The following is a 23,288-nucleotide window of genomic DNA, read 5'->3' on the forward strand; positions in this document are numbered from 1 at the left end:
AATAACGCAATTCCATGCCTCACCGTCTTATCTTCGCAAATACCGGAAGCGCTCGCCAAGCGAGCATTTTCCAGCCCATGGTAAACCTCGTAAAGATTGAATCTTTCGCCAAACTTAACGCCGTCTCAACAAAAGGTTGCTCGCGCCTCATATCGCGGGTTCTGCGGCAGGTTCGACGCTGTCATTGCAACTAACAGATTGATTTACCTAAATCTATTTAATGTAAAAAACAAATTCCGACAGGTATTTCCTGAAATCGTCAGCATCATATTAAGGAAATCATCATCTTAAGATTGAACAGTTTTCTCGCGCACGTTGACTCTCGCCATTAAGTTGTCGCATTGCCTGATTGCCCGTTTGTTGCATTGCAACCGGGTTGGTTTGGCAGAGGTTGTGACAGCATGAGCAAGTCCGGGTTGCTTTTTTCCGTTTGGCGCGGAATTCCCGTTGGATCCACGAAGCGCAAGGATCGGCGTACTTCCTCCGGTCTGGCGCGCAAGGCAGTTGCGACGTTTCTCAGCGGCCTTCTCCTGTTTCAGCCGGCCTTGCTGCAGGCCCAGCAGGTAACGCCGGATGCCGGAGCACCGGCCGCAAACCGTCCTGGCATCGGCGCGGCGCCAAACGGCATTCTTTTAATCGATATCGTCACGCCAAACAGCGCCGGTCTCTCCCACAATAAATATGGCGACTTCAATGTCGGCACACCCGGTCTGATCCTGAACAACCACAATGGCGAGGTCGGAACGTCCAAGCTCGGCGGTGTCACGCCAGGCAATCCGAACCTGCGCAACATCGGCCCGGCTTCGGTCATCATGAATGAAGTCACCAGCGGCAATCGAAGCGCACTGGAAGGGCCGGTCGAGGTATTTGGCGGCCGGGCCGATGTCATCATCGCCAATCCGAACGGCATCACCTGCGACGGCTGCGGCTTCATCAACACACCGCACGCCACACTGACGACGGGCGCCCCTGATATCGGCGCTGACGGACGGCTGAACGGCTTCACGGTCAGGGATGGGGAGGTCACCTTCGGCCTGAAGGGCGCGAACTTCGCATCCGGCGACGGTGCGGTCGACATCTTCGACGTCATATCCCGCACCATAAAGGTCGACGGCCCGGTCTATGGCAAGGACCTACGCCTGACGGCGGGTCAAGGCAAGTTCGACTACGCGACCGGCGAGTCAACAGCCCTCGACGCGACATCGGGAACACCAGAATACGCAATCGACGGCTCGGCACTCGGCGCCATGCAGGCCGGCCGCATCAAGATGGTCGTCACGGAAAAAGGCGCAGGTGTGCGCATGCGCGCCGACATGGCGGCCAATGTCGGAGAACTTTCGCTGTCGTCGGACGGCAAGATCTCGATCGGCAACGCGTCGGGCAACAGAGGCGTCGCCCTCACTTCGAAGCGGAGCGTGACGGCGGGCCGGCTAACCTCGAAGAAGGCGGTATCGATCAAGGCGGGCAAGGATGTCAGTCTGGGATCGGTTGGGGCTGAAGAGGATATCCTCATCGATGGCGGGACAGGTCTGGTCGACGTCAGCGGCATACTTGCCGGCAATGGCGCCCTCAGTGTCCTGGCCGATGGCAACCTTGTCCTGACCGAGGCGGCAGCGGCGGGACCAATGTCGCTGTCGTCAGGAGCTGGGACCATCGCCATCACCGGCACGGCACAGTCCGGCGCGACCCTGTCGGCGACGGCCACCTCCGGCGCGATCACAGCAGGCACGTTCCTTTCGCAGGGCGATATAGCTCTGCTCGCCGGTCTTGATCTTGGGCTCTCGGGCGGCGTTCTTGCCGGCGGCAATTTGCAGGCCTCGGCCGGCGGCAATATCCGCTATGGCAGCATGGAGGCAAACGAGGCCGTATCGCTGTCGTCGCTCTCAGGTGTCATCAGCCTCGACAAACGCACGGCCGCCGGCGGCGACATCACGATCAATGAGCGACATGTCGATCTCTCCGGCAACCGGAGCGGGCTTGCCACCTCGGGCACGCTGCATATCGATACCGAAAGCGCCAATTTCTCCGGCAGTCAGCTGACGTTCGGCGGCATCGATCTTGCCTCCTCCGGGGCAGCCGATCTGACGGGCACGCGGCTCAATGCGGTGACCTCCAGCAGTGCCGCCAGCGGTATCAGCGGCTCCGGCGACATCACCATCGCCGCAGGCAGCCTTGCCATCACCAGCTCCACCAATCTGCTGGCTGCCCACGACCTGACGTTGTCCCTCCCGCAATTGACCAATGCCGGCCAGCTTGCCGCTGGCAACGATCTCACGATCAACGTCTCCGGCAACCTTACCAACACCGCTACTGGGCTGGTCTATGCCGGCAATGACGCGGCATTGTTCGTCGGCGGCGTGCTCGCCAACGATCAGGGCGCTGTTATCGCCGGTCGTGATCTTAAAATTGCCGGCAACGCCAGCGGAGCGCGCAACGCTGCCATCGTCAACCGGTCCGGCCTGATCACAGCAGACCGTAACATGGCGATCGTCACGGCAAATCTCCGCAACGAAAAGATTGTCGCCCCTACCGTCACAAGCCAGCTGATTTCCAGCACGCCCGTCACCGCCTATGACAGTCTTAAGGGAAGGCTTTGCGGGACCTGCTCTCCGAGCGACGGTATCCAATACAACGGCACAATCTACATCACGGCAGATACCGATCACCACGTTTACCGGAATGTTGCCGAGGACCGGGTTCTTTCGTACGGAAGCCCGGCGGCGCTGATCAAGGCCGGCAACATACTCTCGATCAACACCGTCGATCTCACCAACGCCTATAGCGCCATCGAAGCTGGCACGGGCATGACGCTCACCGGCACCGGCACACTGACCAATCTTGGCCTGCAGTTGCAGCGCACGGTTTTGATGACATGTGATGCAACAGCAGGCTGCCAGTACTATCCCGCTTTCGTCGCGCAGGAGTGGAAGGAGCGGATGACCGGCGATACCGGCGGCAACGGCGATGGCTATCTAGTCACGACTTACGAAGCGAACCCGTTCGGCACGCGCGATCCGTCGAAGGATCTCTTCCCTGGCGACACGGTGGAGAGTGTCACGGCGATCGGCGGCGTTCCCGCAACGATCCGTTCAGGGGGAACGCTCGGCATCAGCGGCTTTGCCGCCGTCAACAATACCGCCCTTGCTGGAACGATCGCCGACCATGTCGCGGTTGCCGCGCCTGCACGCTCGAGCGATCCGACTACATTGCTGGCCGGCATGACGGCGAGCGGGGCTCTCTTCACGCTCGGCGGCGTTGCAGCCCCGCAGTCCGGCGGCTTTGGCGGCACCATCCCCGGCCAGTCTTTCCTGTTCGAGACCCGCGCCGCTTTCCTCGATGTGTCGAAGTTCTACGGCTCCAGCTATTTCCTTGATCGTATCGGCTACGAGCCGGATCATGAGATCCTGTTCCTCGGCGACGCCTATTTCGAGAACCAGTATGTCGAGCAGCAGCTGAGACAGCTGACCGGCTCCGGCTTTGCCGGCGATGATACGGTCACCCAGATAAAGCAATTGCTCGACAACGGGGCCGATTATCTCGGAGCACATCAGCATACGCTTGGCGAGCCGCTGACGGCAGAAGAGATTGCCAGCCTCACCCAATCCGTCGTCGTCTACGAATGGCAAGTGGTGGATGGCAAGAGCGTGCTTGCCCCGGTGCTGCATCTTGCACCCGGCGACAAGGAGCGGCTTGCCTCGGCCGGCGCTGTCATCGCAGGCAAAGATGTCACCATCGATGTGGGCGTTCTTGCCACTTCCGGGATGATTGCCTCAAACGGCAATCTTGCCGTCTCCGGCACGTCGATCGCAGCCACCGGCGGCAGCCTCAAGGCGGGCGGCAACGCCAGCCTCACCGCCGACAATGTTTCGATCGTCAACGGCTCGGTCTCTACAGGTGGCAATCTCTCGATCAAGGGGGATGATGCCATTCTCGTCGCCGGCTCGAAAGTGGCGGCCGGCGGCAATCTCGCTCTGAACTCGAACGGCGATATCAACATCTCCGCGACCGGGAAGACGACGACCAGGACGAAGCGCGACCGGCGCAGCACGACAACTACCATCGAGACGACGGCGACCGGTTCGGAGATCACCGCCGGCGGTTCGATCGCCGCGGAGGCCGGCGGCAACCTCAATGTCATCGGCAGCACGGTTGCCGCCGACGGAACGCTCGGCCTCAAGGCAGCCGGCGACGTGACGATCGCCGAAGCCGTCGAGACCACCACGACTGACTACAGCTACAAGAAGAAGGGCGGCCTGTTCGGCGGCGGCAAGAAGGCGACCAGCCATGCCGAGACGCAGACGGTGGTCGGATCGTCGGTCAGCGGCGGGAAGGGGGTCTCGATCACCTCCGGCGGCGACACCGTCGTTTCCGCCTCCAAGGTGACGGCCGGCGATGACACCAACAAGGCCAATATCGATGTAACCACCGGCGGCGATCTACTGATCGCCTCCGGCAGGGAAACGACGGAGTTCGAACAGGCTTCCTCAAGCAAGGGCTTCCTGTCGAAGAAGAGCTCGACGCTCCACAGCTATGATGAAGCAACGGTCGCCTCCGAGCTCTCTGCGTCCGGCAACATCAATCTGAACGCCGCTGGAAACGCCGTCATCGCCGGCTCGAAGGTCACTGCTGGCGATGCGATCAGCCTTGCCGGCGACAGCGTCTCCATCATCGGCGCCGAGGAACAGCACCAGCTCGAAAGCAGCAGCAAGAAGTCCGGCTTGTTTGCCGGTTCCGGAGGTGGCTTCATCTCGCTCTGGGGCAAGGAGCAGAAGGACAAGAGCCAGGCCTCCGAATTCAACGTCGCCTCGGTGCTTTCGGCTGGGACGGATGTAACCGTAACCGCCCGGCAGACCGATCTCAACATCATTGGCTCTTCCGTCACCGCCGATCGCGACATCAATCTGTCGGCGGCCCGCGACGTCAACGTGACGCCTGGTGCGGAAAGCTTCGCCCAATCGGAAAAGGAAAAGAAGTCGGGCTTCGGCATCTCCTTTTCTGTTGGCAACGGTGGTTTCTCGGTCGGTATCGGTGCACAGAAGAGCACCGACAAGACGGCGCAAGGGTCCAATACAAACGCTGCCTCGCTCCTGACCGCCGGCCGCGACCTCAACATCTCAGCAGGCAACAACGTCAATCTGCAGGCGGTTGAAGCCTCAGCCGATCGCGACGTCAATCTCTTTGCTGCCAAGGATATCAATCTTCTGTCGGCCAACGACGTCACCAACTATGAGGATATCCACGAGAAGACATTCGCCGGTGTGACGCTCAGCGTCTCCAGCCAGTTGGGAAGCGCCGCCCAGAGCATCATGAACTCGGCCGAGCGGCTGACCGGCGACAGCCGCGTCAACGCGCTGACGAACACGGCGATCGCCGGTCTCGGTTTCTATCAGGGTTACCAGGGCCTGAAGAGCGCCTATGAGCAGCTAAAGGACACGTCTCCCGACGCGAAGGGCCTCAGCTTCTCGGTCTCGCTGTCGGCCGGCGTCAATCAACAGGAAAGCAGTTCGTCTTCGTCGTCCTCGACGCCTGTCGTCACCGGTATTCAGGCCGGACGCGCTATCACTGTGGAGGCCAAGGACGGCTCGATCACCAGTGAAGGTGCGCAGATCGCAGCCGGCTACAACGAGTTTGGCCTGCCGAGTTTCTCCGGCGACCCACTGGCTGGCGATATCCTTCTGTCTGCGCAGAATGGCAACATCAACCTCAATGCGGCGACTGGCACGTCAGAAACATCGAGCCAGAACTCATCCTATAGCTTCAGCGTCGGTGTCGGCTGGGAGTGTGGCACAAAGGGCGGCTGCGGCGACACGCTCGGCGTCAAGGTCGGCGGTTCTTACGGCAAGGGTAATGCCGGCACGAAGGGGCTAACGTACGTCAACACCCATATCGGCGGCAGCGGCGACGTCGCCCTACTCACCAACGATCTCGCCCTGAAGGGCGCCACCGTCACCGGTAACTCGGTGATTGTCGCGGTTCGCAACCTGACGGTCGAAAGCGTAGTGGATACGGCCACAGCCGGCGCCCGCCAACTCAATCTCTCCGGCTCGATCGGCGGCGGCTTCAGCGCTTCCGGCGCAACGCAAAAGGCCGATGGAAATGCAGCTATCGTCTCCGAGCAATCCGGCATTCACGCAGGCACTGGCGGTCTCGATCTGACCGTTGACAAGAAGACGACGCTCGTCGGCGGGCTGCTTACCAGTCAGGCGCCGGCGCGACTGAACCGTCTCGAGACCGGCACGCTCGATGCCACCGACATCGGCACCCATTCGCGCTGGAAGGCAGATACTTACGGTGCGTCGATCGGAACCGGTGGCCTGAGCTTGGCAAAGGTCAACGACGGAGAGAGTGCCACCGGCACGGCGTATTCGGCCGTCGGCGGCAATATCGGCATCACCATCACCGATCCGGCCCATCAGACCCAGGACATTGGCACGATTCGCCGCGACACCGATAACACCAACACCTCGCTGCCCGGCCTGCCGGACCTGCAGGACATCTTGCGTGATCAATACAAGACGCAGGCCGATCTGCAGGAAGCGCAGAAGACCATGGCCACTTTGGTCGGAGATATCGCCAACGATCTGATGCTGAAAGCGACGACCAAGGAGGAGCAGGATTTTTGGAAACCGGGTGGCGTTGGTCGAGCTGCATTACACGCCATAGGCGGCGGCATTCTCGGCGGCGTCAACGGCTGGGAGGGCGCTTTCAAGGCTGCTCTCGGTGGGGCTACCTCAACACTACTATCACCGGCCATAGCCGACCTCGTCGAGGGTATGCTCAAGGGCACGAAATATGAAGGGACGCCAGAAGGCAAAGCGCTTGCAAAGTTGATCGGTGCCAGCCTGATGGCGGGTATTGCGGGAGCCATTGGTGGCGTAGATGGCGCCGCCTATGGTGTGGCGGAGTATCAATACAACTATCTCACGCACGAGCGTCTGGCAAAAGCCATCGAAATCGGCAAGGCCCTCGCGGCTTGTCGGGGTGTCATCAGCAATTGCGCTGGATACGAATCCCTCAAAGCTCAAGTAGATGCGTTCGTTCAGGAGTCCGCCACAAACACAAAGAACCTGATAGCGGAATGCAGCAAGGGAGCAACGCCGACCTGCAAGGCGATGATGAAGGATCTGGACGAGTTCAATGCAACTGTCGATGCAGAACTTGACTGGATGCAAAATAATCCGCGTGGCCCTTCCGCCGGAACAGCGCCCACACCTACCATGGCAAGCTATTATGAAGCCGTAGATAGCGGTCTCCGCCTCGATCACACGGTCGCTGACCAGTTCACAGCGATGCTGGTCGGGCAAATCAAGCCGGAGCAGGCTAGGCAGAACATTATCAAGAGTGTTGTCCAGTCCACCAAGGATCTGGGCAAGATTCGAGCTGTGGTTGACGGCGCCGGCCTCGTTGGTGCCGGAGTCATGATTGTACTGTCCGATGGCACTCTTTTGCCCATTCTTGCCGGTGGGCTGGGAGTAGCATCATCGGGCAGCCATCTCTATGGCGACATAGAGCAATCCGTTACCGGCGTGATTACCGACCCAGGTATCGTGCAGATGCTGCGAGCAGGTGGCCTTTCGGGCGATGCCGCTCTCAAGCTTCAAAGCGCCATCGACGTAGGTGCAGTCGTCGCCGGCTTCACCGCAGGCGGTAAGGCGGTGTTTGAATGGAGGTATCCGGACCGTCTGACAGCTGCTGAACGCAACTCGTTGGACCAGATTCTTGCCGACAGCACCACCCAAAGCGGACGCACGCGCACCATTACAGCGTCCGACGGAACCAAGGTGACGGTGCCGGACGGGTATAACCCACTGTCCAGCGCAGGTTCTGCCGGCAAAGATATCGTTGGTCTGCCAAGCGGATTTGTCTATGTTCAAGACGCCCAAGGCACGACTGTCATTGCTGGGCCTAGCGGTGCACTTTATGATGATATCGCCGCAGTCCAGAAAGCGGCTATTACCCCAAATAGTTTACCCGACGTTCCAGATGGAGTTCCCTATTTTAGGGTGCAGGGCGGCGGCTCAGCTAGTGCGACGAGCAGGAATGCGTTGATGGTAAATGCGGATGGGTCGATTTCAATTGCGCCGGGATGTACGGGTTCAATTTGTGTTAGCGTTAGCAATTCCGATCATGCCGCCTATTATCTGAGCAACAAGCGCCCCGACGGTTCAGTTGTGGTTTTCGAAGTGAATAGAACTACTCACAACAAGATCATGGATGATCTGGTTCCTCAACAAGGAAATTCAGGTGCTGGCGTAAAGCTCACTGATACCAGTACGCCCGGAATTTCCATTGAGCTAAACCGAGCATATTCCGAGCTTATGGTCCGTGGTTCCTCAAATGGCCGTGTTCTTACTCAGAGTGAGTTCTTCAATGAATTTGGCGGAAATTGATCGCGAATTAAGCAAAGTTCTGCTTTCAAGAGAGCAGTGTATCGGGTTTATCATCCATCGAGGTGAAGCTATTTGGCTAATTGATTGGCCTGACTACTTTACCCTTGATCAACAGAAAAACATTGATGCCATGTGTACCGAGCAACGGTATCGCAGATTTATGCCTGCTGGTTTAACCGCCCAACAGTGGAACGAGAAGCTACAGAGCGAATTTCGCAACGGCATTCCACAGCTTACCGAGGCTCTCTTTCCACATTATCGGGATAGTGAAACCGCCAAGGTTGTCTCAACGGACTCGCTGCGCCGGGAGTTCTTCGCGGAAGACGAGGGCCAGTGTGCTAAGTTGTCCACGGCAATGGAGGTGGAGCTTTCCTTCAACACGCCGATGCAGGAAGAACTTGTTCAGCTTCGGATGCGGTTGTTTTCGAAACTGCCGAAGTTCTACATTAATTACGACCGCAAAATATTTATGCATATGGTGCATGGTCGTTCCTATGAAACGGTCGTGCTTGATGGTTGGTGGGGAGCCGAAGGCGATTTTGAGCATATGATCCCGACATCGCATCGCTATTGGGTTAGAAGCACGGCTGAAGACTTCTGGGCTGTTACCAATTTCTCGAATGGCTAGCGCCCTGGCGGGTATACGATTGAATATAACGGCGCTGAACAAGATTTTAATAAGGGTATTCTGCTTGGAAAAATATTTTAATTAAATTCAAATGAAGAAACCAGATTTTGATCCAGTCTTGCCTTCAGGGATTTCCAATGGGTGTAGATCTTCGCAACAACGCAGGCAATACGATTAAGCTAACCTATCGCCATTGGGCCGTCATGCTCACCCGTGCAGAGACATTTGGTTGGCAACCGGCCGGTACCATCGCACCGAAGGATTGGGATGGTACCGACGAATGGACAGGCAGGTACGACTCGAGTGACGGGCAGTTGGTAACAGACGAGGATGCCAAGAACTTGGCGAAGCATCTCCACGGCGCAGTCGTCAGCGACCAATTCGGCCTCGCCCTCAACGATGTCATTCAATATCTTGAGAAAAATATCGAAGCGAGCGGTGTAAAGATCCTCGACGCGATGAGAGTGAAGCCGGCAGAGCTCTCCGACATATTCTCGCCTCTGCTGCTGTTTCTCTATGTTGGTGCCTTCTACATCGACTGATTTTGCAGGCGCCAAGCCTTTTTTCGATCGGGCTCTGGTATATTAAGAAAAGAAGTCCAGATATAATGATATCCGCAAAACGCTACTTCAGAGTATACTGGTCCCTACTCTGGCGATTTTGGATGATCGTATTTCCCATAGGAATCGCGTTTAATATTATTACCACTAGACCTCCATGGGACCTGTTTTGGGAATGGATTAAGTCAGAATACTATTTTGATCAAGCAATTCGAGAAGCCATACTAGAGCCGACGCTGCGAGCGATATCATTTGCCGCAGTCTTTATGACGTTTGCCATTTTTCGAGCTATTCCGCGATCACTTCTCAAAGAGGATGGATCTTTATTCTCAAGTGGGCAGTGGGCTACAATATATGTGTTGGTTGCTATTTGGGAGTTGTTCCTGGGATTGCTGAATCTTCTGTTTATCGTTCAGGGTTCAATGGCGATGTGGCTATTGTTTTGGAATTCCGGGATTGTTGTGCTTGTGAACTGTATGTTCCTTGCAACTCTCACTTTTGTATACATCAACAGAAGCAGAGTTGACGAAAAAGCTCAGAGTTTGGAAATGCCAAGCGTCGCTCCCAAAGGTGAATGGCAATATGAGGAAGCACCATCACCGGAAGGGTCTGCGCGAAAAATTACTGACTTTTCGCCGATAAACATGGAAGTCAACATCCCCGGCGGTTTGGTCGTATCGACGAAGGCAGACAAGCCTAAGGATCACCATGAGGCGAACAGCAATCGTCACTGAGCGGTCTAAGGGAAGAGAAATCCGACGAATTCCAGCCTCAGAACGAGCACCGGCGTCTGTCGAGAAACAGCAGCCAAGCGATCCCGAGAAGACCAGACAGCGCACTGACCACCGCAGTGCCGGAATAGCTGGTGATGGCTGTGCCAGCGGCGAAGAGAAGAGCACTCAGTCCGGCGCTGAGAAAGATGTTGACGGAAATCAGCGCGCTGCCGAGACCGGGCCGCTCGGCGATCAAATCTTGCAGATAGGTGATTGGAATGGAGATCAGTGACGCCGCGCCGATGCCGCTGATCAAGGTGAGGGCGTAGACATGCCAGGGCTCGTGGGCAAAAGCCAAAAGCAGCAGGTAGGCGGCATAGATCAATGCCCCGGCTGCAAGGGCTGCGAGTTGGCTGATCCGGCGCAGCAGGCGTGACCAGACGATGATGAAGACCACCTCGAGGAGGGCGACGATCCCGACCAGAATACCGATATCGGCGACCGTGCCGCGGGCAGCGCCGGTTACGACGAGGGGGAAAATGGCGTCGTTCACATGCAATGTGCTGCTGATCAGCGCGATGGCCGTGATCCGGCTGAAGATTTTCGGGGAAATCACCTGGCCGAGCGCGGCGAGATAGGAGAGATGGTGGGTGGCAGCGCGATCCGTGCCGCTCTGTCGGGGCAATAGGAAGCCGACGAGCCCCACACACACCAGACAGGAAATAGCGGCGAAGAGATAGGCTGGCAACATGGTCGAAGAGGAGGAGAGCAGGACCCCCGTGAGCCCAGGAACCAGGACCCAGGAAAGCGAGATCATCGCCCGTACGCCGGAATTGACGGTCGCCACGTCAGCCGGTGCCATTCCATGGGCTGCGGCACGGACATTGGCAAAGAGCAACGAGTTCAGGCAACCATAGACCGGCAGTAGCAGAAGCGCGCTGAGGACAAATATGTCCTGCGTCGGGAAGAAGAAGACCGCCCCATAACCGACAACGCCGAAGGTCGCCGCAACAAGCATCATCGTACGATACTCACCGAGCCGGTCGGCAAGATTGCCAAGCAGAATGCTGACGATCACGTTGACCGCCGCTGCGGCGAAGATCAGCGCAGCATAGAGTTCATTGGACAGGCCGAGCTCGCGGATGCCGACCACGGACCGATAGGGGGTCGTCGTTGCTCCGGCAAATCCGAACGTGAAGATGGCGATCATGCTCACCCGGATTGCAGGATTACGGAAAACGTCGGGAATCAAGCGGTTCATTATCGTCGCCAGCTGGCTTTGAGGCGATCCTTGTGCGGGCGGGGGAAACCGCGTCCGCACAAGGATCGTCATGATCAATCTCGGTCGCGCCTGAGGGTGGGAAGGCACGCATGCAGCGTGTAGCCGAAATCCTGATTCAAGGGAAAGACAAAGCGGCCGGCCTGACGCTCATCCGATATTCGATGCCTTGACCGACCAAACCCTCGGTTAGGGCTGGCGATTATCACTCCGATGTCAATCTTCATCGTTGCCAGCTCAAAGCTTTGGGCTGAGTGCCACGATCGCAGCGAAACGGTCCCAATCCTTCGACGCTTTCGGGGTCCAGGCAGCTTCGGCAATTGCCGGAAGACGCGGGAAGACGAGGCGGTTGAAATAGCCGCACGACAGGAAGTGCTCCGACCAGATGCAGGCCTGAACACCTTTCAGCTTATGCTTCAATTCCTCCGGGAATTCGCCGGCCGCCTCATAGGCATAGGTGTGGGCCGGCGGTACCGTACCTGCCCAGCTCGCGCCCGGTTCCTGGAAGGCTTCGGCCTGGACCATGTCGAGATAGTAAGCTTGGCCCGGCGTCATGACGACGTCATAGCCTTGTTCGGCAAGCTCGATGCCGACCTGCGGATTTTCCCAGGCCATCAAGAGGCTGTCCTTCGCCGCGACCCCGCCGCCATGGGCGACTTCGTTCCAGCCTGCGAGCTTGCGGCCGCGCTTGTCGAGCATCGTCTTGATCTGCTTCAGGAAATAGGACTGCAGCCCGAAGGTGCCGGAAATGCCTTCTTCGGCCATCAGCTTTTTGGCAAGAGGTGAGGCGAGCCAGGAGCCGTTCGCCACTTCATCGCCGCCGATATGGATGTAGGATGAGGGAAACAGCTCGACCATTTCGTCGAAGACCTTTTCCAGGAATTCGTAGGTCAGCGGCACGGCAGGATTCAGGGCATTGTTCGGATAGCCTTGAACGGAATGGTAGCTATCTGGCGCTTCTTGGCCGTCGGTCAGATCGGGCAGGGCAACCAGCGTCGCCGCATTGTGGCCGGGGATGTCGATCTCCGGCACGACCTCGACATGAAGGGAACTTGCATGGGCAACGATGTCTCTGACATCGTCCTGCGAATAGAAGCCGCCGACCGGCTCGGCGCCATTGCCGAGCTGCGGGAGCAGCGGTTCGTCCGGGCCTCGCAACACGCCCGTTGTCGTCAGCTGCGGATAGGCCTTGATCTCTAGGCGCCAGGCCTCATCATCGGTCAGATGCCAGTGGAAGATGTTGAGCTTGAACCAGGCAAGGATGTCGAGCAGCCGCTTGACGTCGGCAACCGGATAAAACTGCCTGGAAACGTCGAGATGGCAGCCGCGCCAGCTGTAGCGGGGCCGATCGGAAATGGTACCGGAAACCGGGAAGCGGAATTTGCCCTTGCTTACTCGCGCGCCGTTCAGCATTTGTGCGAGCGAGGTCAGGCCATACTGGCGCCCAGCAGCTCCGCCATAGGAAAGTGTCACGCAATCGGCCGAGAAGGTCAGCCGGTAGGCTTCGGTGTCGAGCGAGGCGTCCTTGCTGAAGGTAAGGGCGCGGCCCTGCGGCGAGGCGACCAGATTGAAAACCGAATGGTCGCTTTCGAAAAGGCGGCGGGTTAGCGAAATGCAGGCGGATATTGCCGACAATTCGTCTGCGCTGGCACCCTCCGGATAGAGGATGACCGGAAAGCTATCGCCCGGCTTCGCATCGATTTCGGCCGGCCACGGCTGCAGTGCAAAAGGCAGGTCGAGCCGGCCCTCGGGCAAAAGCACGGGCGGAGGCTCACTGGTGCGGCCTTCGAGCAGCAGATCGGAAACGGCGACCGGCACATGCTCTCCGGAAGACAGCGTCAGATAGGCGGACTTGGCGCCATCAGTGCAATGCCGCGCCGGGCGGTGCAGGCCGGCGACTGTAAAGGTCCAGCTCGCGCCGGCAGCGAGGATCAGTCCGGCCGGCGGTTCGAATTCATGAAAATTGGCGTTGCGTCTGAGAAAGGTGGCATTGCCACACGCGGCGGCATCGATGACCCGCGTGAGCGAGGTGTAGACAAGCTTGAAACCGGAAAGCGCCTTACTGGAAAGATTGAAAAGCGTGAAGGTGAAGGCGCCATTCGGTCCGCCATCAGGGTTCCAGCTGCCTTCCAGGCGATAGTCGGCCGGTTTCATATCTCGTTCCTCTCGGTGTCTGTGATTTTCAGTAGTGCTCGGACTGGGAAAAAGTACGGGCAAGCTCGGCCTGGCCGGCTGTCAGGCCGCAATCGACCGGCAGGCAGACGCCGGTAATCGCCGCAGCCTGCGGCCCGGCCAGGAAGGCGACGGCATTGGCGACGTCCTTCGGATCGACCACGCGCTGCAGCGGATACCAGCGACGGGCATCCTCGAACACATTGGGATTGGCGGCCGCCCTGGCTTCCCAGGCCTGTGTCTTCACCGTTCCGGGGGCAACGGCATTCGCTCGGATGCCGAATTTTCCATATTCGACCGCAACCAGCCGGGTGAAATGCAGAAGGCCGGCCTTGGCGGCGCTGTAGGCCGGATGCCCGAACACGTTCATGCCGTTGACCGAGGCAATGTTGACCATGGAGCCCCGCGACGCTTTCAGCTGGTCTTCGACGGCCCGAAAGCAGAGAAATGCCGCTTCGAGATTGAGCGCATTGTCGGCACGCCAGATCTCCGGCGTCGTATCATGCAGGCTGACGGCGCGGGCAGCACCGGCATTGTTGACGAGCGTGCGCAGACTGCCGAGCCCGGCCGCGCGCCCGGCAAGAGCCGTAACGCTTGCCTCGCTGGTCACGTCGCATTCGACGGCGACGAAGCGGCTGGATGGTCCGAGTTTTCCGGCAACGGCTGCCGCAGCGTCGTAATTGATGTCCGCGAGCAGGATAATGTCATGATCGTCGGCGAGCCGATGAGCGATCGCCACGCCGATATCGCCTGCTGCTCCCGTGACGATGGCCACTGATTGCGTCATTTGCCGCTTCCTTCCCTTGATCAATCGCCGAGCAGTTGCTTGTCGTCGTCGCCGTCCCGGTAGGTGATGAGCTGTTGCTTGATGCGCCTCAGCGTGACTGTCGCCTTCGGCTGGATGGCGTAGGCGACAAGGCTCGCCAGGATATCGACGGTGGCGATATAGGCGATGCGCGTCGATGTCGGGCGATAGATGTTTGTTCCCTCCGGGATATCGATCGGCACGACGATCTCGGCAGCCCTGGCAACGGCGCTGCCGGTCTGTGTCAGCGCGATGGTCTTGACCTTGGCTTCGCGTGCCAGCGCAAAGGCCCGCACCAGCTCGGCATTGCGTCCGGAAAAAGACGAGCCGATGATCACATCGCCGGCCTTCGCCGCTGCCGCCATCATCAACTGCATGCTGTGGTCGGAACTGGAGGTGATCCTGAGACCAAGGCGAAAGAGCCGATTCTGCAGCTCATCGGCGATCATCGAAGAATTGCCGCCCGATCCGAAGGCATAGATCATCTCCGCCTTGGCGATCTGCGCAACAGCGGCCTCGATCGCGGTCAGGTCCAGCGAGCGGTGCAACAGAAAAAGGGCGTTCTGCGCCTTGGTGATGATATCCTGAGCGACATCGGCCGGATCACTGCTCTTTGATTCCGGCTTCAGGTAACGCACGCCGACATGGGCGGTGCGGGCAAGCTGCACCTTGAAATCGGAAAAGCTGTCGCAGCCAAGGCGGCGACAGAAACGTGTAACCGTCGGCGGCGAGACTTCTGCGCGTTCGGCGAGTTCGATGATCGAGGCATTCACCGCGAATTCGAAATCGTTGACGATGATGTCGGCGATGCGGCTCTCGGAGGCGGAGAGCCGGCTCCTGTCTTCCTGCAATGTGGAAAAGATATCCAAGCCGATCCTCCCGCCGATCCGTCAGTCAACTCTTTTTCTTATAGGCAACGCAGTCGATCTCGACCTTGCAGTCCACCATCATCGACGATTGGACGCAGGCGCGGGCCGGCGGATGTGCGCCGAAATAATCCTGATAGATCTTGTTGAATGTCCAGAAGTCGCGCGGATCGTCCAGCCAGACGCCGACGCGCACCACGTCCTCGACGCCGTATCCGGCTTCGTCGAGAATGGCGAGCACATTGGCGATCGTCTTATGTGTCTGGGCAATGATATTGCCGTCGATGATCTCGCCGTTTTCCATCGCCACCTGGCCGGAAACATAGAGCCAGCCATCTGCCTCGACCGCGCGTGCGAAAGGCAGCGGCTTGCCGCCGGCGCCGGTCTGAACAGTGCCATATCGCTTGATGGACATGTCGGGATCCCTGCAAATTATTTTCTTGATAAGTTGACAAGGGACCATAGAAAGCAGATTTTGACCAGTGAAAAACGCCATTTATGAAAAGAATTTAAATCGGGAGCGACGATGCGTGATCCTTTCAAGAATCCTTTTCCGTCCTCCGATACTGCACGACACGCCATCTGGGAGATGCTCGTGCCCCGCGATATCGACGCATTTCTGGCAGCCGACTGGTCGATGGTCGAAGATGATTTCGTTGAGGAAGGCTTCATCGGCATCGATGGCCGCAAGGAGGTCAGCCCCGACAAGTGGCGCCTGGCATTCCCCGCACTTTCGGCCTATCGCGACGAGTGGCTGAGACAGGCAAAGGATTTTGCGACACAAAGCTTCGCCGAGGATGCCCGCACCGCGATCTTCACCACCACGACGCTCGAGGACATCGAGATCGAGGGCGACATGGCGCTTGTCCGCAAGAAGTTCGACGGCGGCCTGACGAAGAGTGACGGCACCCGCGATATCATGCAGTGGCAGACGCTCTATTATTGCAGGCTCCACGAGGGACGGTGGAAAATCTGCGGATTTACCGGCTACCTGCCGAACCCGATGGGTTGAGGCGGGACCGCAAAACAAGGCCAACTCATTTGCGCATTTTCACGGCAGCACTGGCGACCGAAACCAATACGTTTTCTCCGATCTGTGTGGATCGCCGCGCTTTCGAAGCGTCTCTTTATGCCCCGCCCGGCCAGCATCCGGAAACGCCCACACTCTGCACCGCGCCGATCACGGTTGGCCGCCGGGTCGCTGCCAAGAAGGGCTGGGAACTGATCGAGGGCACGGCAGCCTGGGCAGACCCGGCCGGCCTCGTCAACCGTCAGGCCTATGAAGGGCTGCGAGACGAAATTCTCGACCAGCTCCGTGCCGCAATGCCTGTCGATGCCGTGGTGATGGGCCTGCATGGGGCGATGGTGGCCGCGGGATATGAGGACACGGAAGGCGACCTCCTGACCCGCATCCGCGACATCGTCGGGGCTGATGTGCTGATCTGCGCCGAGCTCGACCCACATAGCCATTTGACCAGGAAGCGCATCGAGGCGCTGAATTTCGCGGTTTATTTCAAGGAATTTCCGCATACGGATTTCGTCGACCGCGCCGAGGATCTCTGGCGCATCGCCGCCGACGCGCTCGAGGGCAGGGTAAAGCCGGTCAGTTCGATATTCGACTGCCGGATGATCGATGTCTTCCCGACCTCGCGCGATCCGATGCGCTCCTTCGTCGACAAGATCATGCGGATCGAGAAGGAAGACCCGGAAATCCTGTCGATCTCCGTCGTCCACGGCTTCATGGTCGGCGACGTGCCCGAGATGGGCACCAAGCTGCTTGTCGTCACCGACAACAATCCGCAGAAGGGGGCGGCCCTGGCGCGTGAACTCGGCATGGAGCTGTTTTCAAAGCGCGGCACCTTCATGGTGCCGCAGATCGACGAGAAGGAAGCTGTATCGCGAGCGATGGCTGCCAGAGCCTGGCCGGTGGTGATTGCCGATGTCTGGGACAATCCGGGTGGCGGCACCGCTGGCGATGCCACCGTCATTCTCGAAGAGCTTCTGGCCCGTGGCGTGGAAAGTGCCGCGGTCGGGACCATCTGGGATCCGACCGCCGTCCAGATCTGTTTTGCAGCAGGCGAGGGGGCGGAAATTCCCCTGCGCTTCGGCGCGAAATCAGCGCCGGGAACCGGCAATCCCGTCGACGGCATGGTGAAAGTAGTCAAACTGGTGAAGAATGCCGAGATGCAGTTCGGCGAAAGCCTCGCACCTTTCGGGGATGCGGCGCATATCGTTCTTGATGGTATCGACATCATCCTGAACTCGACGCGGGYTCAGAGCTTCGATCCGAGCCTGTTTTCAGTGATGGGCATCGATCCGACCAAGCAGAAGATCCTGGTGATCAAATCGACCAACCATTTCTTCGCATCCTTCTCGAAGATCGCCGCTGAAATACTCTACTGTTCGGCAGGGACCCCCTATCCCAACAATCCGGCGACGACCAACTATCGCCGGGCGCCGAAGACCATCTGGCCGATCGTGGCCGATCCTCATGGAACCGAACGCGGAGCTGCCCGAGATGCATGACAACCGGTTTGCCGTCGTCGCCAAGGCTGGAGACAGGATCGCGGATCTTTCCACGCCCCGCCCGATCATCGACGAAGACAAGCTGGCTGCCAACATATCAAGGGTCCAGTCCTATATGGACGAGCATGGGCTGAATTTCCGCCCGCATATCAAGACGCACAAGATACCAGCGCTCGCAGCGGCCCAGGTTGCGGCCGGCGCCAAGGGCATCAATTGCCAGAAGGTGACTGAGGCAGAGGTCTTTGCCGAAGCCGGCTTCGAAGACATCCTGATCACTTTCAATATAATCGGAACCCCGAAGCTCGAACGGCTCGTTGCCCTGAACGATCGCATTTCGGGTCTCAAGGTCGTTGCTGACAGCGACGTGACGGTCGACGGCCTTTCTGCGCATTTTTCCGGCCGCAAACCGCTAACCGTTCTCGTTGAATGCGATACCGGCGGCGCGCGCTGCGGCGTCCAGACGCCCGAACAGGCGGTCTCGCTCGCCAGACGCATCGCTGCTGCCGACGGGCTGACATTCGGTGGCATCCTCACCTATCCGAAGCCGCAGGCTGCCGATGCCGTCGAGGCTTTCATCCAGGCTACGCTGAAACAGCTGGCGGAAGAGGGAATTGCCTGCCCGATCGTCAGCAATGGCGGCACGCCCAGTCTCTTTCAGGCGCATCTGGTCAAATCGGCGACGGAGCATCGGGCAGGGACCTATATCTACAATGACCGTCAGATGATCCGGATGGGACATTGCACGCAAGACGATTGCGCAATGCACATCCTGGCAACCGTCGTGTCGCGGCCGAATGCCGACCGCGCCGTTATCGACGCAGGCTCGAAGGCGCTGACCTCCGATCTTCAGGGCTTTGCCGATTTCGGCCTGGTCGTCGGATATCCCGAGGCGAGGATAACCAGCCTCTCGGAAGAGCACGGTGTCATCGACCTTACGGCCTGCGCTAGTGCTCGGCCGCAGATCGGCGAAAAGCTCTTCATCATCCCGAACCACACATGCGTGGTTTCGAACCTGTTCGACACGATGGTCTTCCATCGCAACGGCGTCGTCACGCGCGTCGAGGACGTCGCCGCGCGCGGGCTCGTCTGGTAACTGATCAATCGACCGTTCAGGCCGTTGCAGGTGCCAGCAGGTTCATGTCGATATCGGTAAGCTCGACGCGACGTTCGAAGGCGACACCGTCTTCATCAAAGAGATGGCAATCGGCAGCGTTGATGCCGACGGCAACCGGCGCGTCTGCGCGGATGCCGACACTGCCGGGCAGCATGGCGCAGAAGTTCTCTGTCTCGCTACCGAGCGCAGCATAGGCCACAGTATTGGCGCCGAGCCGTTCGATGACGCTCGGCGTCACCGTCAGCGAAATGTCGCCGGAGCTGAGCTGGATATGCTCCGGCCGGATGCCGAGCGTCAGCGGCTTACCGACCATACCGTCGCGCGGCGCTACCGGCAGGGTTGCCGTCTGGCCGCGATAGTCCACGGTCACGCCTGCCTCGCTTGCGGATGTGCAGGTGACAGGCAGGAAATTCATTTTCGGATTGCCGATGAAGCCGGCGACGAACTGGTTGGCGGGCTTGTGGTAGAGCTCGAGCGGTGCGCCGGTCTGTGAAATATTGCCGGCATCCAGCACGACGATGCGGTCGGCCATTGTCATGGCTTCCACCTGGTCGTGCGTCACATAGATCATCGTCGCCTTCAGCTGCCGGTGCAGCTTGGCAAGTTCGATGCGCATGTCGGCGCGAAGGGCGGCGTCAAGATTGGACAGCGGCTCGTCAAACAGGAAGATTTTCGGCTCGCGGACGATGGCGCGGCCGATCGCGACGCGCTGGCGCTGTCCGCCGGAAAGCATGCCGGGTTTCTGCTGCAGCCTCGTTTCGAGATGCAGGATACGTGCGGCATTCTCGACCTTGGCCTTGAGCTTTTCCTCCTCCATCTTTTCCACACGAAGAGGGAAGGCGATGTTTTCGAAAACCGTCATGTGCGGGTAGAGCGCATAGGACTGGAAGACCATGGCGATGCCGCGCTTGACCGGCGGCAGGTCGTTGACCCTGACGCCATTGATGATGATGTCGCCCTTGGTCGTCGCATCAAGACCTGCGATCATGCGCAGGAGGGTGGACTTGCCGCATCCCGAAGGCCCGACGAAGACAACGAACTCGCCGTCCCTGACGTCGAGCTCGACGCCTTTGAGAACTTCGTAGTCGCCATAGAATTTTTGAACCTTGTTGAGCTGAAGCTGTCCCAAAAATCTGTCTCCGGTCCCGGCCTGAACGCGCATGAATTGGTCGGTGAGGATCGCAGATCGTCGACCTGCGATCCTCGACGTCGATTTATTTGAAGGCCTCGATCTCGCCGGCAGCCTTCTTCAGTGCGGCTTCAGGCTCGGCCTTGCCGGTGACGACGGACTGGACCATCTCGATCATCGAGTTCTGGAAGCCCTTGTAGTCGGTGAAGAGCGGCTCGGGACCACCGTAGCTGATGCCCTCGATGAACGGCTTCCAGAAGGGGTCCTTGGCAACGAATTCGTCGACTTTTGCGGAGGGACGCAGCGGGGTGAGGCCGGCGCCGCCCTGCAGCTCGTATTCGCCCTGGATGTCGGGCGAGGTGATGTACTTGGCGAATTCCATCGCCTTGTCCTCGACACCAGAGCCCTTGAAGATTGCAAGGCTGTCGGTGATCAGTAGCGTGCCTGCACCCTTGGCATCCGGACCGAGCGGCAGCGTCGTGACGCCCCAGTTGATCTTCGTATCCTTCAGGCGATAGGCGGCACCCGAGCCGGCCTGGATCATCGCGACCTTGCCATCAAGGAAGATGGCGCGGACTTCATTCTGCTCATAGGCGGTCGGGCCTTCTTCGGCATAGGCCGAAATATCCTTGTAGGCCTTCAGTGCAGCAAGAATCTGCGGGCTATCAAGCGTGATCTTGCCTTCGGCATCGGTCACCGCGCCATTGTTGGTGTAAACCCAATGCATGAACTGGTGCATCGTGTTGTCGAAGGTCTTGGCGGAGAGACCGAAGCCCGGAATGCCGGTCTTTTCCTTGATGATCTTTGCCGCCTGGATTTCTTCAGCCCAGGTCTTCGGCGGCGTCTCGGGGTCGAGGCCGGCCTGCTTGAAGAGATCCTTGTTCCAGTAAAGTGCCTTGGTGGAGAAGGCGATCGGAACGCCCCACTGGTTGCCATCGAAGGTGACCGTGTCGACGATATGCGGGTAATAGCCCTTCTTCTCGTCATCGGTCATCGGAACGGGAACGATGAGGTCGTTCTGAGCGAATTCCTTCAGTGTGCGCGAGCCGACATAGGCCATGGCGACCGGCGTGCCGGCGGCAGCCAGTGTCGTAGCCTTGTCCTGGCACTGCGCCCAACCGACGACTTCCGGCGTGACCTTCCAGCCAGCGTTCTTGGATTCCCATTCCTTGATATATTTGGTGTGGATCGGGTCGATCGTGTCGCCGCAGTAGATCCAGCTGATTTCCTTGTCGGCTGCCTGGGCCGTGACCGCGGTCAGTGCCGTCGAACCAAGCAGGGCGAGCGCCATAAGGCCTGTCTTGATGGTAATGCTCACGTCGTTACTCCCATTCTCGTTGTTAGCTGTTCACTCTTTATTTTTGGTCTTATTGTTTCACCGCACCGGCGGTGAGACCGCCGACGAGATAGCGCTGAAGGAAGAAGATGACGATCATCGCCGGCGCAATGCCGACGAAGGAGGCCGCCATCAGTTCGTTCCAGATGACCTCCTGCTTGCCGAAGTAAGCAAAGAGTCCCACCGGCAGGGGCATATATTCGGTCTTCGAGTTGAAGGTTAGCGCGAAGATGAACTGCTGGGCATAGGCGCCGATGAAGGTGGTGATCGCGACGACGATAATCCCCGGCATCGCAATGGGCAGAATGACACGACGCAGCGTGTAAAAATGGCTGGCGCCATCCATGTAGGCCGCTTCGTTCAGTTCCTGTGGAATGCGGATCATGTAGGTGCGCAGCAGCCAGATCGCCGAAGGGATCAGGAAGGCGACGCCCGGCACGATCATCGCAAGATAGGTGTTCAGAACACCGATGCTGCGCATCAGGCGAAAGAGCGGGATGAGCAGGACGGCGCCGGAGAACATGTTCACCGTGAGGAAGGCGCCGAGCAGAATGCCCATGCCCCTGAACTCGAACTTCGCGAACGCATATGATGCCGGAATGACGAGGCAGAGCACGATCACGGTGACGATGATCGAGATGAAGAATGAGTTGAAGATGTAGCGACCGAAGCCCGGTACGCTGATCCACATCGTCCGGTAGGCCTCGAACGAGCCGTTTTCCGGCCAGAAGCGGTAGGGCGAGGAGAAGAGCTGGCTGAGCGGCTTCAGCGAGACCAGGAAGCCTTCGACGAAGGGTGACAGCACGAAGAAGAGGAAGAGCGCTATGCCGCAATAGATGAGGATGATTTCCCACCAGCTGTAGCGATCGATCATGGGGCGGCTGCTCATGCGCGCTTCTCCGGATTGAGGCGGCGGGTGACGCGGAAATAGGCGAAGCAGAAGAGCGACAGGAAGATGCAGATCAGCACCGCGCGTGCTGCCCCTTCGCCGTATTTCTTCGAGCCGATCGCCGTCTGATAGGTATCGATGATCATCGTCGTCGTTTCGCCGCTCGGACCACCCTGCGTCAGGATCCAGATAATGTCGAAGGAATTGAAGGTCGCAATCAGTGACAGCATCGACATGGTGATGATGGCCGGAACCATCAGCGGTAGCGTGATGCGGCGGAAACGGTACCAGCGGCCGGCGCCGTCGGTCCATGCTGCTTCATAGAGATCCTTCGGGATCGACTGGATCGCGGCGAGGAAGTAGATCGTCACCAGCGGCACGCCGATCCAGACGTCGGTGACGATCGTCGCCCAGAAGGCGGTGCTGCCATAGGCGAGGAAGGCGACCGGACCGTCGACGAGGCCGAAGCGCTGCAACAATCCGGAAATCATCCCGAACTGGCCGTTATACATCCAGCCCCACATGAAGATGCCGATTGCCATCGGCACGATCCATGGCGGCATGGTCAGCAGTCGAAACAATGAACGGCCGGGCACGGCGGCGTTCAGCATGGAGGCGCCGAAGGTGCCGATAATCATCTTCAGGGCGACCGAAAAGAAGGTCCAGATGAAAGTTCGGACAATGACTTCCGCGAAGGTGGAATTGAAGATCTTCTCGTAATTGACCCAGCCGACCCAGTTCGTCACCTTGCGCAGCGATGCATCCGTAAAAGACAGGATGAACGTGTCGACCAGTGGATAGGCGACGATCGCGAGCACATAGAGGACAGCCGGAAGGAGAAGGATCCAGGCGAAGATGACGGCACTTTTCTGAGCACTCAT

General features: G+C 58.9%; 16 protein-coding genes. 7 read left to right on the forward strand and 9 right to left on the reverse strand.

Features of this window, described 5'->3' with window-relative positions; translation table 11 throughout:
* The first annotated feature begins 401 nt into the window (after nucleotides 1–401).
* The 4 genes from AC1DM5_RS26220 to AC1DM5_RS26235 all read left to right on the forward strand — a co-directional run bounded on the left by AC1DM5_RS26220 (nucleotide 402) and on the right by AC1DM5_RS26235 (nucleotide 10,312).
* Entirely contained in the window at nucleotides 402–8,390 is a 7,989-nt protein-coding gene (locus tag AC1DM5_RS26220) for a hemagglutinin repeat-containing protein (protein WP_477820694.1), read from the forward strand.
* Nucleotides 8,371–9,018, forward strand: coding sequence for a hypothetical protein (locus tag AC1DM5_RS26225; protein ID WP_477820695.1), 648 nt, complete (start codon nucleotides 8,371–8,373; stop codon nucleotides 9,016–9,018). The genes AC1DM5_RS26220 and AC1DM5_RS26225 overlap by 20 nt, the downstream gene beginning before the upstream one ends.
* 137 nt (nucleotides 9,019–9,155) lie before the next feature.
* Complete coding sequence (locus AC1DM5_RS26230; protein ID WP_477820696.1) at nucleotides 9,156–9,560, forward strand: hypothetical protein; 405 nt, start codon at nucleotides 9,156–9,158, stop codon at nucleotides 9,558–9,560.
* Nucleotides 9,561–9,682: 122 nt separating this feature from the next.
* Nucleotides 9,683–10,312: a hypothetical protein gene (locus AC1DM5_RS26235; RefSeq protein ID WP_477820697.1), complete on the forward strand. Its 630-nt coding sequence runs from the start codon at nucleotides 9,683–9,685 to the stop codon at nucleotides 10,310–10,312.
* A gap of 37 nt (nucleotides 10,313–10,349) precedes the next feature.
* Here the strand turns inward: AC1DM5_RS26235 and AC1DM5_RS26240 are convergent, their stop codons facing one another.
* From AC1DM5_RS26240 to AC1DM5_RS26260, 5 genes are all read right to left on the reverse strand, one after another.
* On the reverse strand, nucleotides 10,350–11,624 hold the full coding sequence (locus AC1DM5_RS26240) for an MFS transporter (protein ID WP_477820698.1): 1,275 nt from the start codon (nucleotides 11,622–11,624) through the stop codon (nucleotides 10,350–10,352).
* Between the two features lie 183 nt (nucleotides 11,625–11,807).
* Nucleotides 11,808–13,724, reverse strand: coding sequence for a beta-N-acetylhexosaminidase (locus AC1DM5_RS26245; RefSeq protein ID WP_477820699.1), 1,917 nt, complete (start codon nucleotides 13,722–13,724; stop codon nucleotides 11,808–11,810).
* Between the two features lie 28 nt (nucleotides 13,725–13,752).
* Nucleotides 13,753–14,529, reverse strand: a complete 777-nt coding sequence (locus AC1DM5_RS26250) for an SDR family oxidoreductase (protein WP_477820700.1) — start codon at nucleotides 14,527–14,529, stop codon at nucleotides 13,753–13,755.
* Nucleotides 14,530–14,549: 20 nt separating this feature from the next.
* A complete protein-coding gene (locus AC1DM5_RS26255; protein ID WP_477820701.1) occupies nucleotides 14,550–15,416 on the reverse strand; it encodes a MurR/RpiR family transcriptional regulator in 867 nt (288 codons plus the stop codon).
* 25 nt (nucleotides 15,417–15,441) lie between these two features.
* Nucleotides 15,442–15,828, reverse strand: coding sequence for a RidA family protein (locus tag AC1DM5_RS26260; protein WP_477820702.1), 387 nt, complete (start codon nucleotides 15,826–15,828; stop codon nucleotides 15,442–15,444).
* Between the two features lie 111 nt (nucleotides 15,829–15,939).
* Between AC1DM5_RS26260 and AC1DM5_RS26265 the strand changes: the two genes are divergently transcribed.
* Genes AC1DM5_RS26265 through AC1DM5_RS26275 form a run of 3 tightly spaced genes read left to right on the forward strand, consistent with a single transcriptional unit; the run spans nucleotide 15,940 to nucleotide 19,032 of the window.
* Complete coding sequence (locus AC1DM5_RS26265) at nucleotides 15,940–16,425, forward strand: hypothetical protein (protein WP_477820703.1); 486 nt, start codon at nucleotides 15,940–15,942, stop codon at nucleotides 16,423–16,425.
* 29 nt (nucleotides 16,426–16,454) lie between these two features.
* Nucleotides 16,455–17,939 carry a M81 family metallopeptidase gene (locus tag AC1DM5_RS26270; protein WP_477975987.1) on the forward strand — a complete coding sequence of 495 codons (1,485 nt, stop codon included), beginning with the start codon at nucleotides 16,455–16,457 and terminating at the stop codon, nucleotides 17,937–17,939.
* The gene (locus AC1DM5_RS26275; RefSeq protein WP_477820705.1) at nucleotides 17,932–19,032 is read left to right on the forward strand and encodes a D-TA family PLP-dependent enzyme; all 1,101 of its coding nucleotides are present in this window, start codon (nucleotides 17,932–17,934) and stop codon (nucleotides 19,030–19,032) included. Before AC1DM5_RS26270 ends, AC1DM5_RS26275 begins: the two co-directional genes overlap by 8 nt.
* Nucleotides 19,033–19,048: 16 nt before the next feature.
* Here the strand turns inward: AC1DM5_RS26275 and AC1DM5_RS26280 are convergent, their stop codons facing one another.
* From AC1DM5_RS26280 to AC1DM5_RS26295, 4 genes are all read right to left on the reverse strand, one after another.
* Entirely contained in the window at nucleotides 19,049–20,182 is a 1,134-nt protein-coding gene (locus AC1DM5_RS26280; RefSeq protein ID WP_477820706.1) for an ABC transporter ATP-binding protein, read from the reverse strand.
* Nucleotides 20,183–20,267: 85 nt separating this feature from the next.
* Nucleotides 20,268–21,473: an ABC transporter substrate-binding protein gene (locus AC1DM5_RS26285; protein WP_477820751.1), complete on the reverse strand. Its 1,206-nt coding sequence runs from the start codon at nucleotides 21,471–21,473 to the stop codon at nucleotides 20,268–20,270.
* Between the two features lie 76 nt (nucleotides 21,474–21,549).
* Nucleotides 21,550–22,407: a carbohydrate ABC transporter permease gene (locus AC1DM5_RS26290; protein WP_025669759.1), complete on the reverse strand. Its 858-nt coding sequence runs from the start codon at nucleotides 22,405–22,407 to the stop codon at nucleotides 21,550–21,552.
* A complete protein-coding gene (locus AC1DM5_RS26295; RefSeq protein ID WP_025669760.1) occupies nucleotides 22,404–23,288 on the reverse strand; it encodes a carbohydrate ABC transporter permease in 885 nt (294 codons plus the stop codon). The genes AC1DM5_RS26290 and AC1DM5_RS26295 overlap by 4 nt, the downstream gene beginning before the upstream one ends.

This window comes from Rhizobium sp. 01T437, assembly GCF_056398505.1.

Bases quoted from the DNA above. Each gene is read 5' to 3' on its own strand.
- AC1DM5_RS26220 (WP_477820694.1), top strand. From the start codon at position 402: ATGAGCAAGTCCGGGTTGCTTTTTTCCGTTTGGCGCGGAATTCCCGTT.
- AC1DM5_RS26285 (WP_477820751.1), bottom strand. From the start codon at position 21,473: ATGGCGCTCGCCCTGCTTGGTTCGACGGCACTGACCGCGGTCACGGCC.
- AC1DM5_RS26275 (WP_477820705.1), top strand. From the start codon at position 17,932: ATGCATGACAACCGGTTTGCCGTCGTCGCCAAGGCTGGAGACAGGATC.
- AC1DM5_RS26250 (WP_477820700.1), bottom strand. From the start codon at position 14,529: ATGACGCAATCAGTGGCCATCGTCACGGGAGCAGCAGGCGATATCGGC.
- AC1DM5_RS26295 (WP_025669760.1), bottom strand. From the start codon at position 23,288: ATGAGTGCTCAGAAAAGTGCCGTCATCTTCGCCTGGATCCTTCTCCTT.
- AC1DM5_RS26230 (WP_477820696.1), top strand. From the start codon at position 9,156: ATGGGTGTAGATCTTCGCAACAACGCAGGCAATACGATTAAGCTAACC.
- AC1DM5_RS26225 (WP_477820695.1), top strand. From the start codon at position 8,371: ATGAATTTGGCGGAAATTGATCGCGAATTAAGCAAAGTTCTGCTTTCA.
- AC1DM5_RS26265 (WP_477820703.1), top strand. From the start codon at position 15,940: ATGCGTGATCCTTTCAAGAATCCTTTTCCGTCCTCCGATACTGCACGA.
- AC1DM5_RS26235 (WP_477820697.1), top strand. From the start codon at position 9,683: ATGATCGTATTTCCCATAGGAATCGCGTTTAATATTATTACCACTAGA.
- AC1DM5_RS26240 (WP_477820698.1), bottom strand. From the start codon at position 11,624: ATGACGATCCTTGTGCGGACGCGGTTTCCCCCGCCCGCACAAGGATCG.
- AC1DM5_RS26260 (WP_477820702.1), bottom strand. From the start codon at position 15,828: ATGTCCATCAAGCGATATGGCACTGTTCAGACCGGCGCCGGCGGCAAG.
- AC1DM5_RS26290 (WP_025669759.1), bottom strand. From the start codon at position 22,407: ATGAGCAGCCGCCCCATGATCGATCGCTACAGCTGGTGGGAAATCATC.
- AC1DM5_RS26245 (WP_477820699.1), bottom strand. From the start codon at position 13,724: ATGAAACCGGCCGACTATCGCCTGGAAGGCAGCTGGAACCCTGATGGC.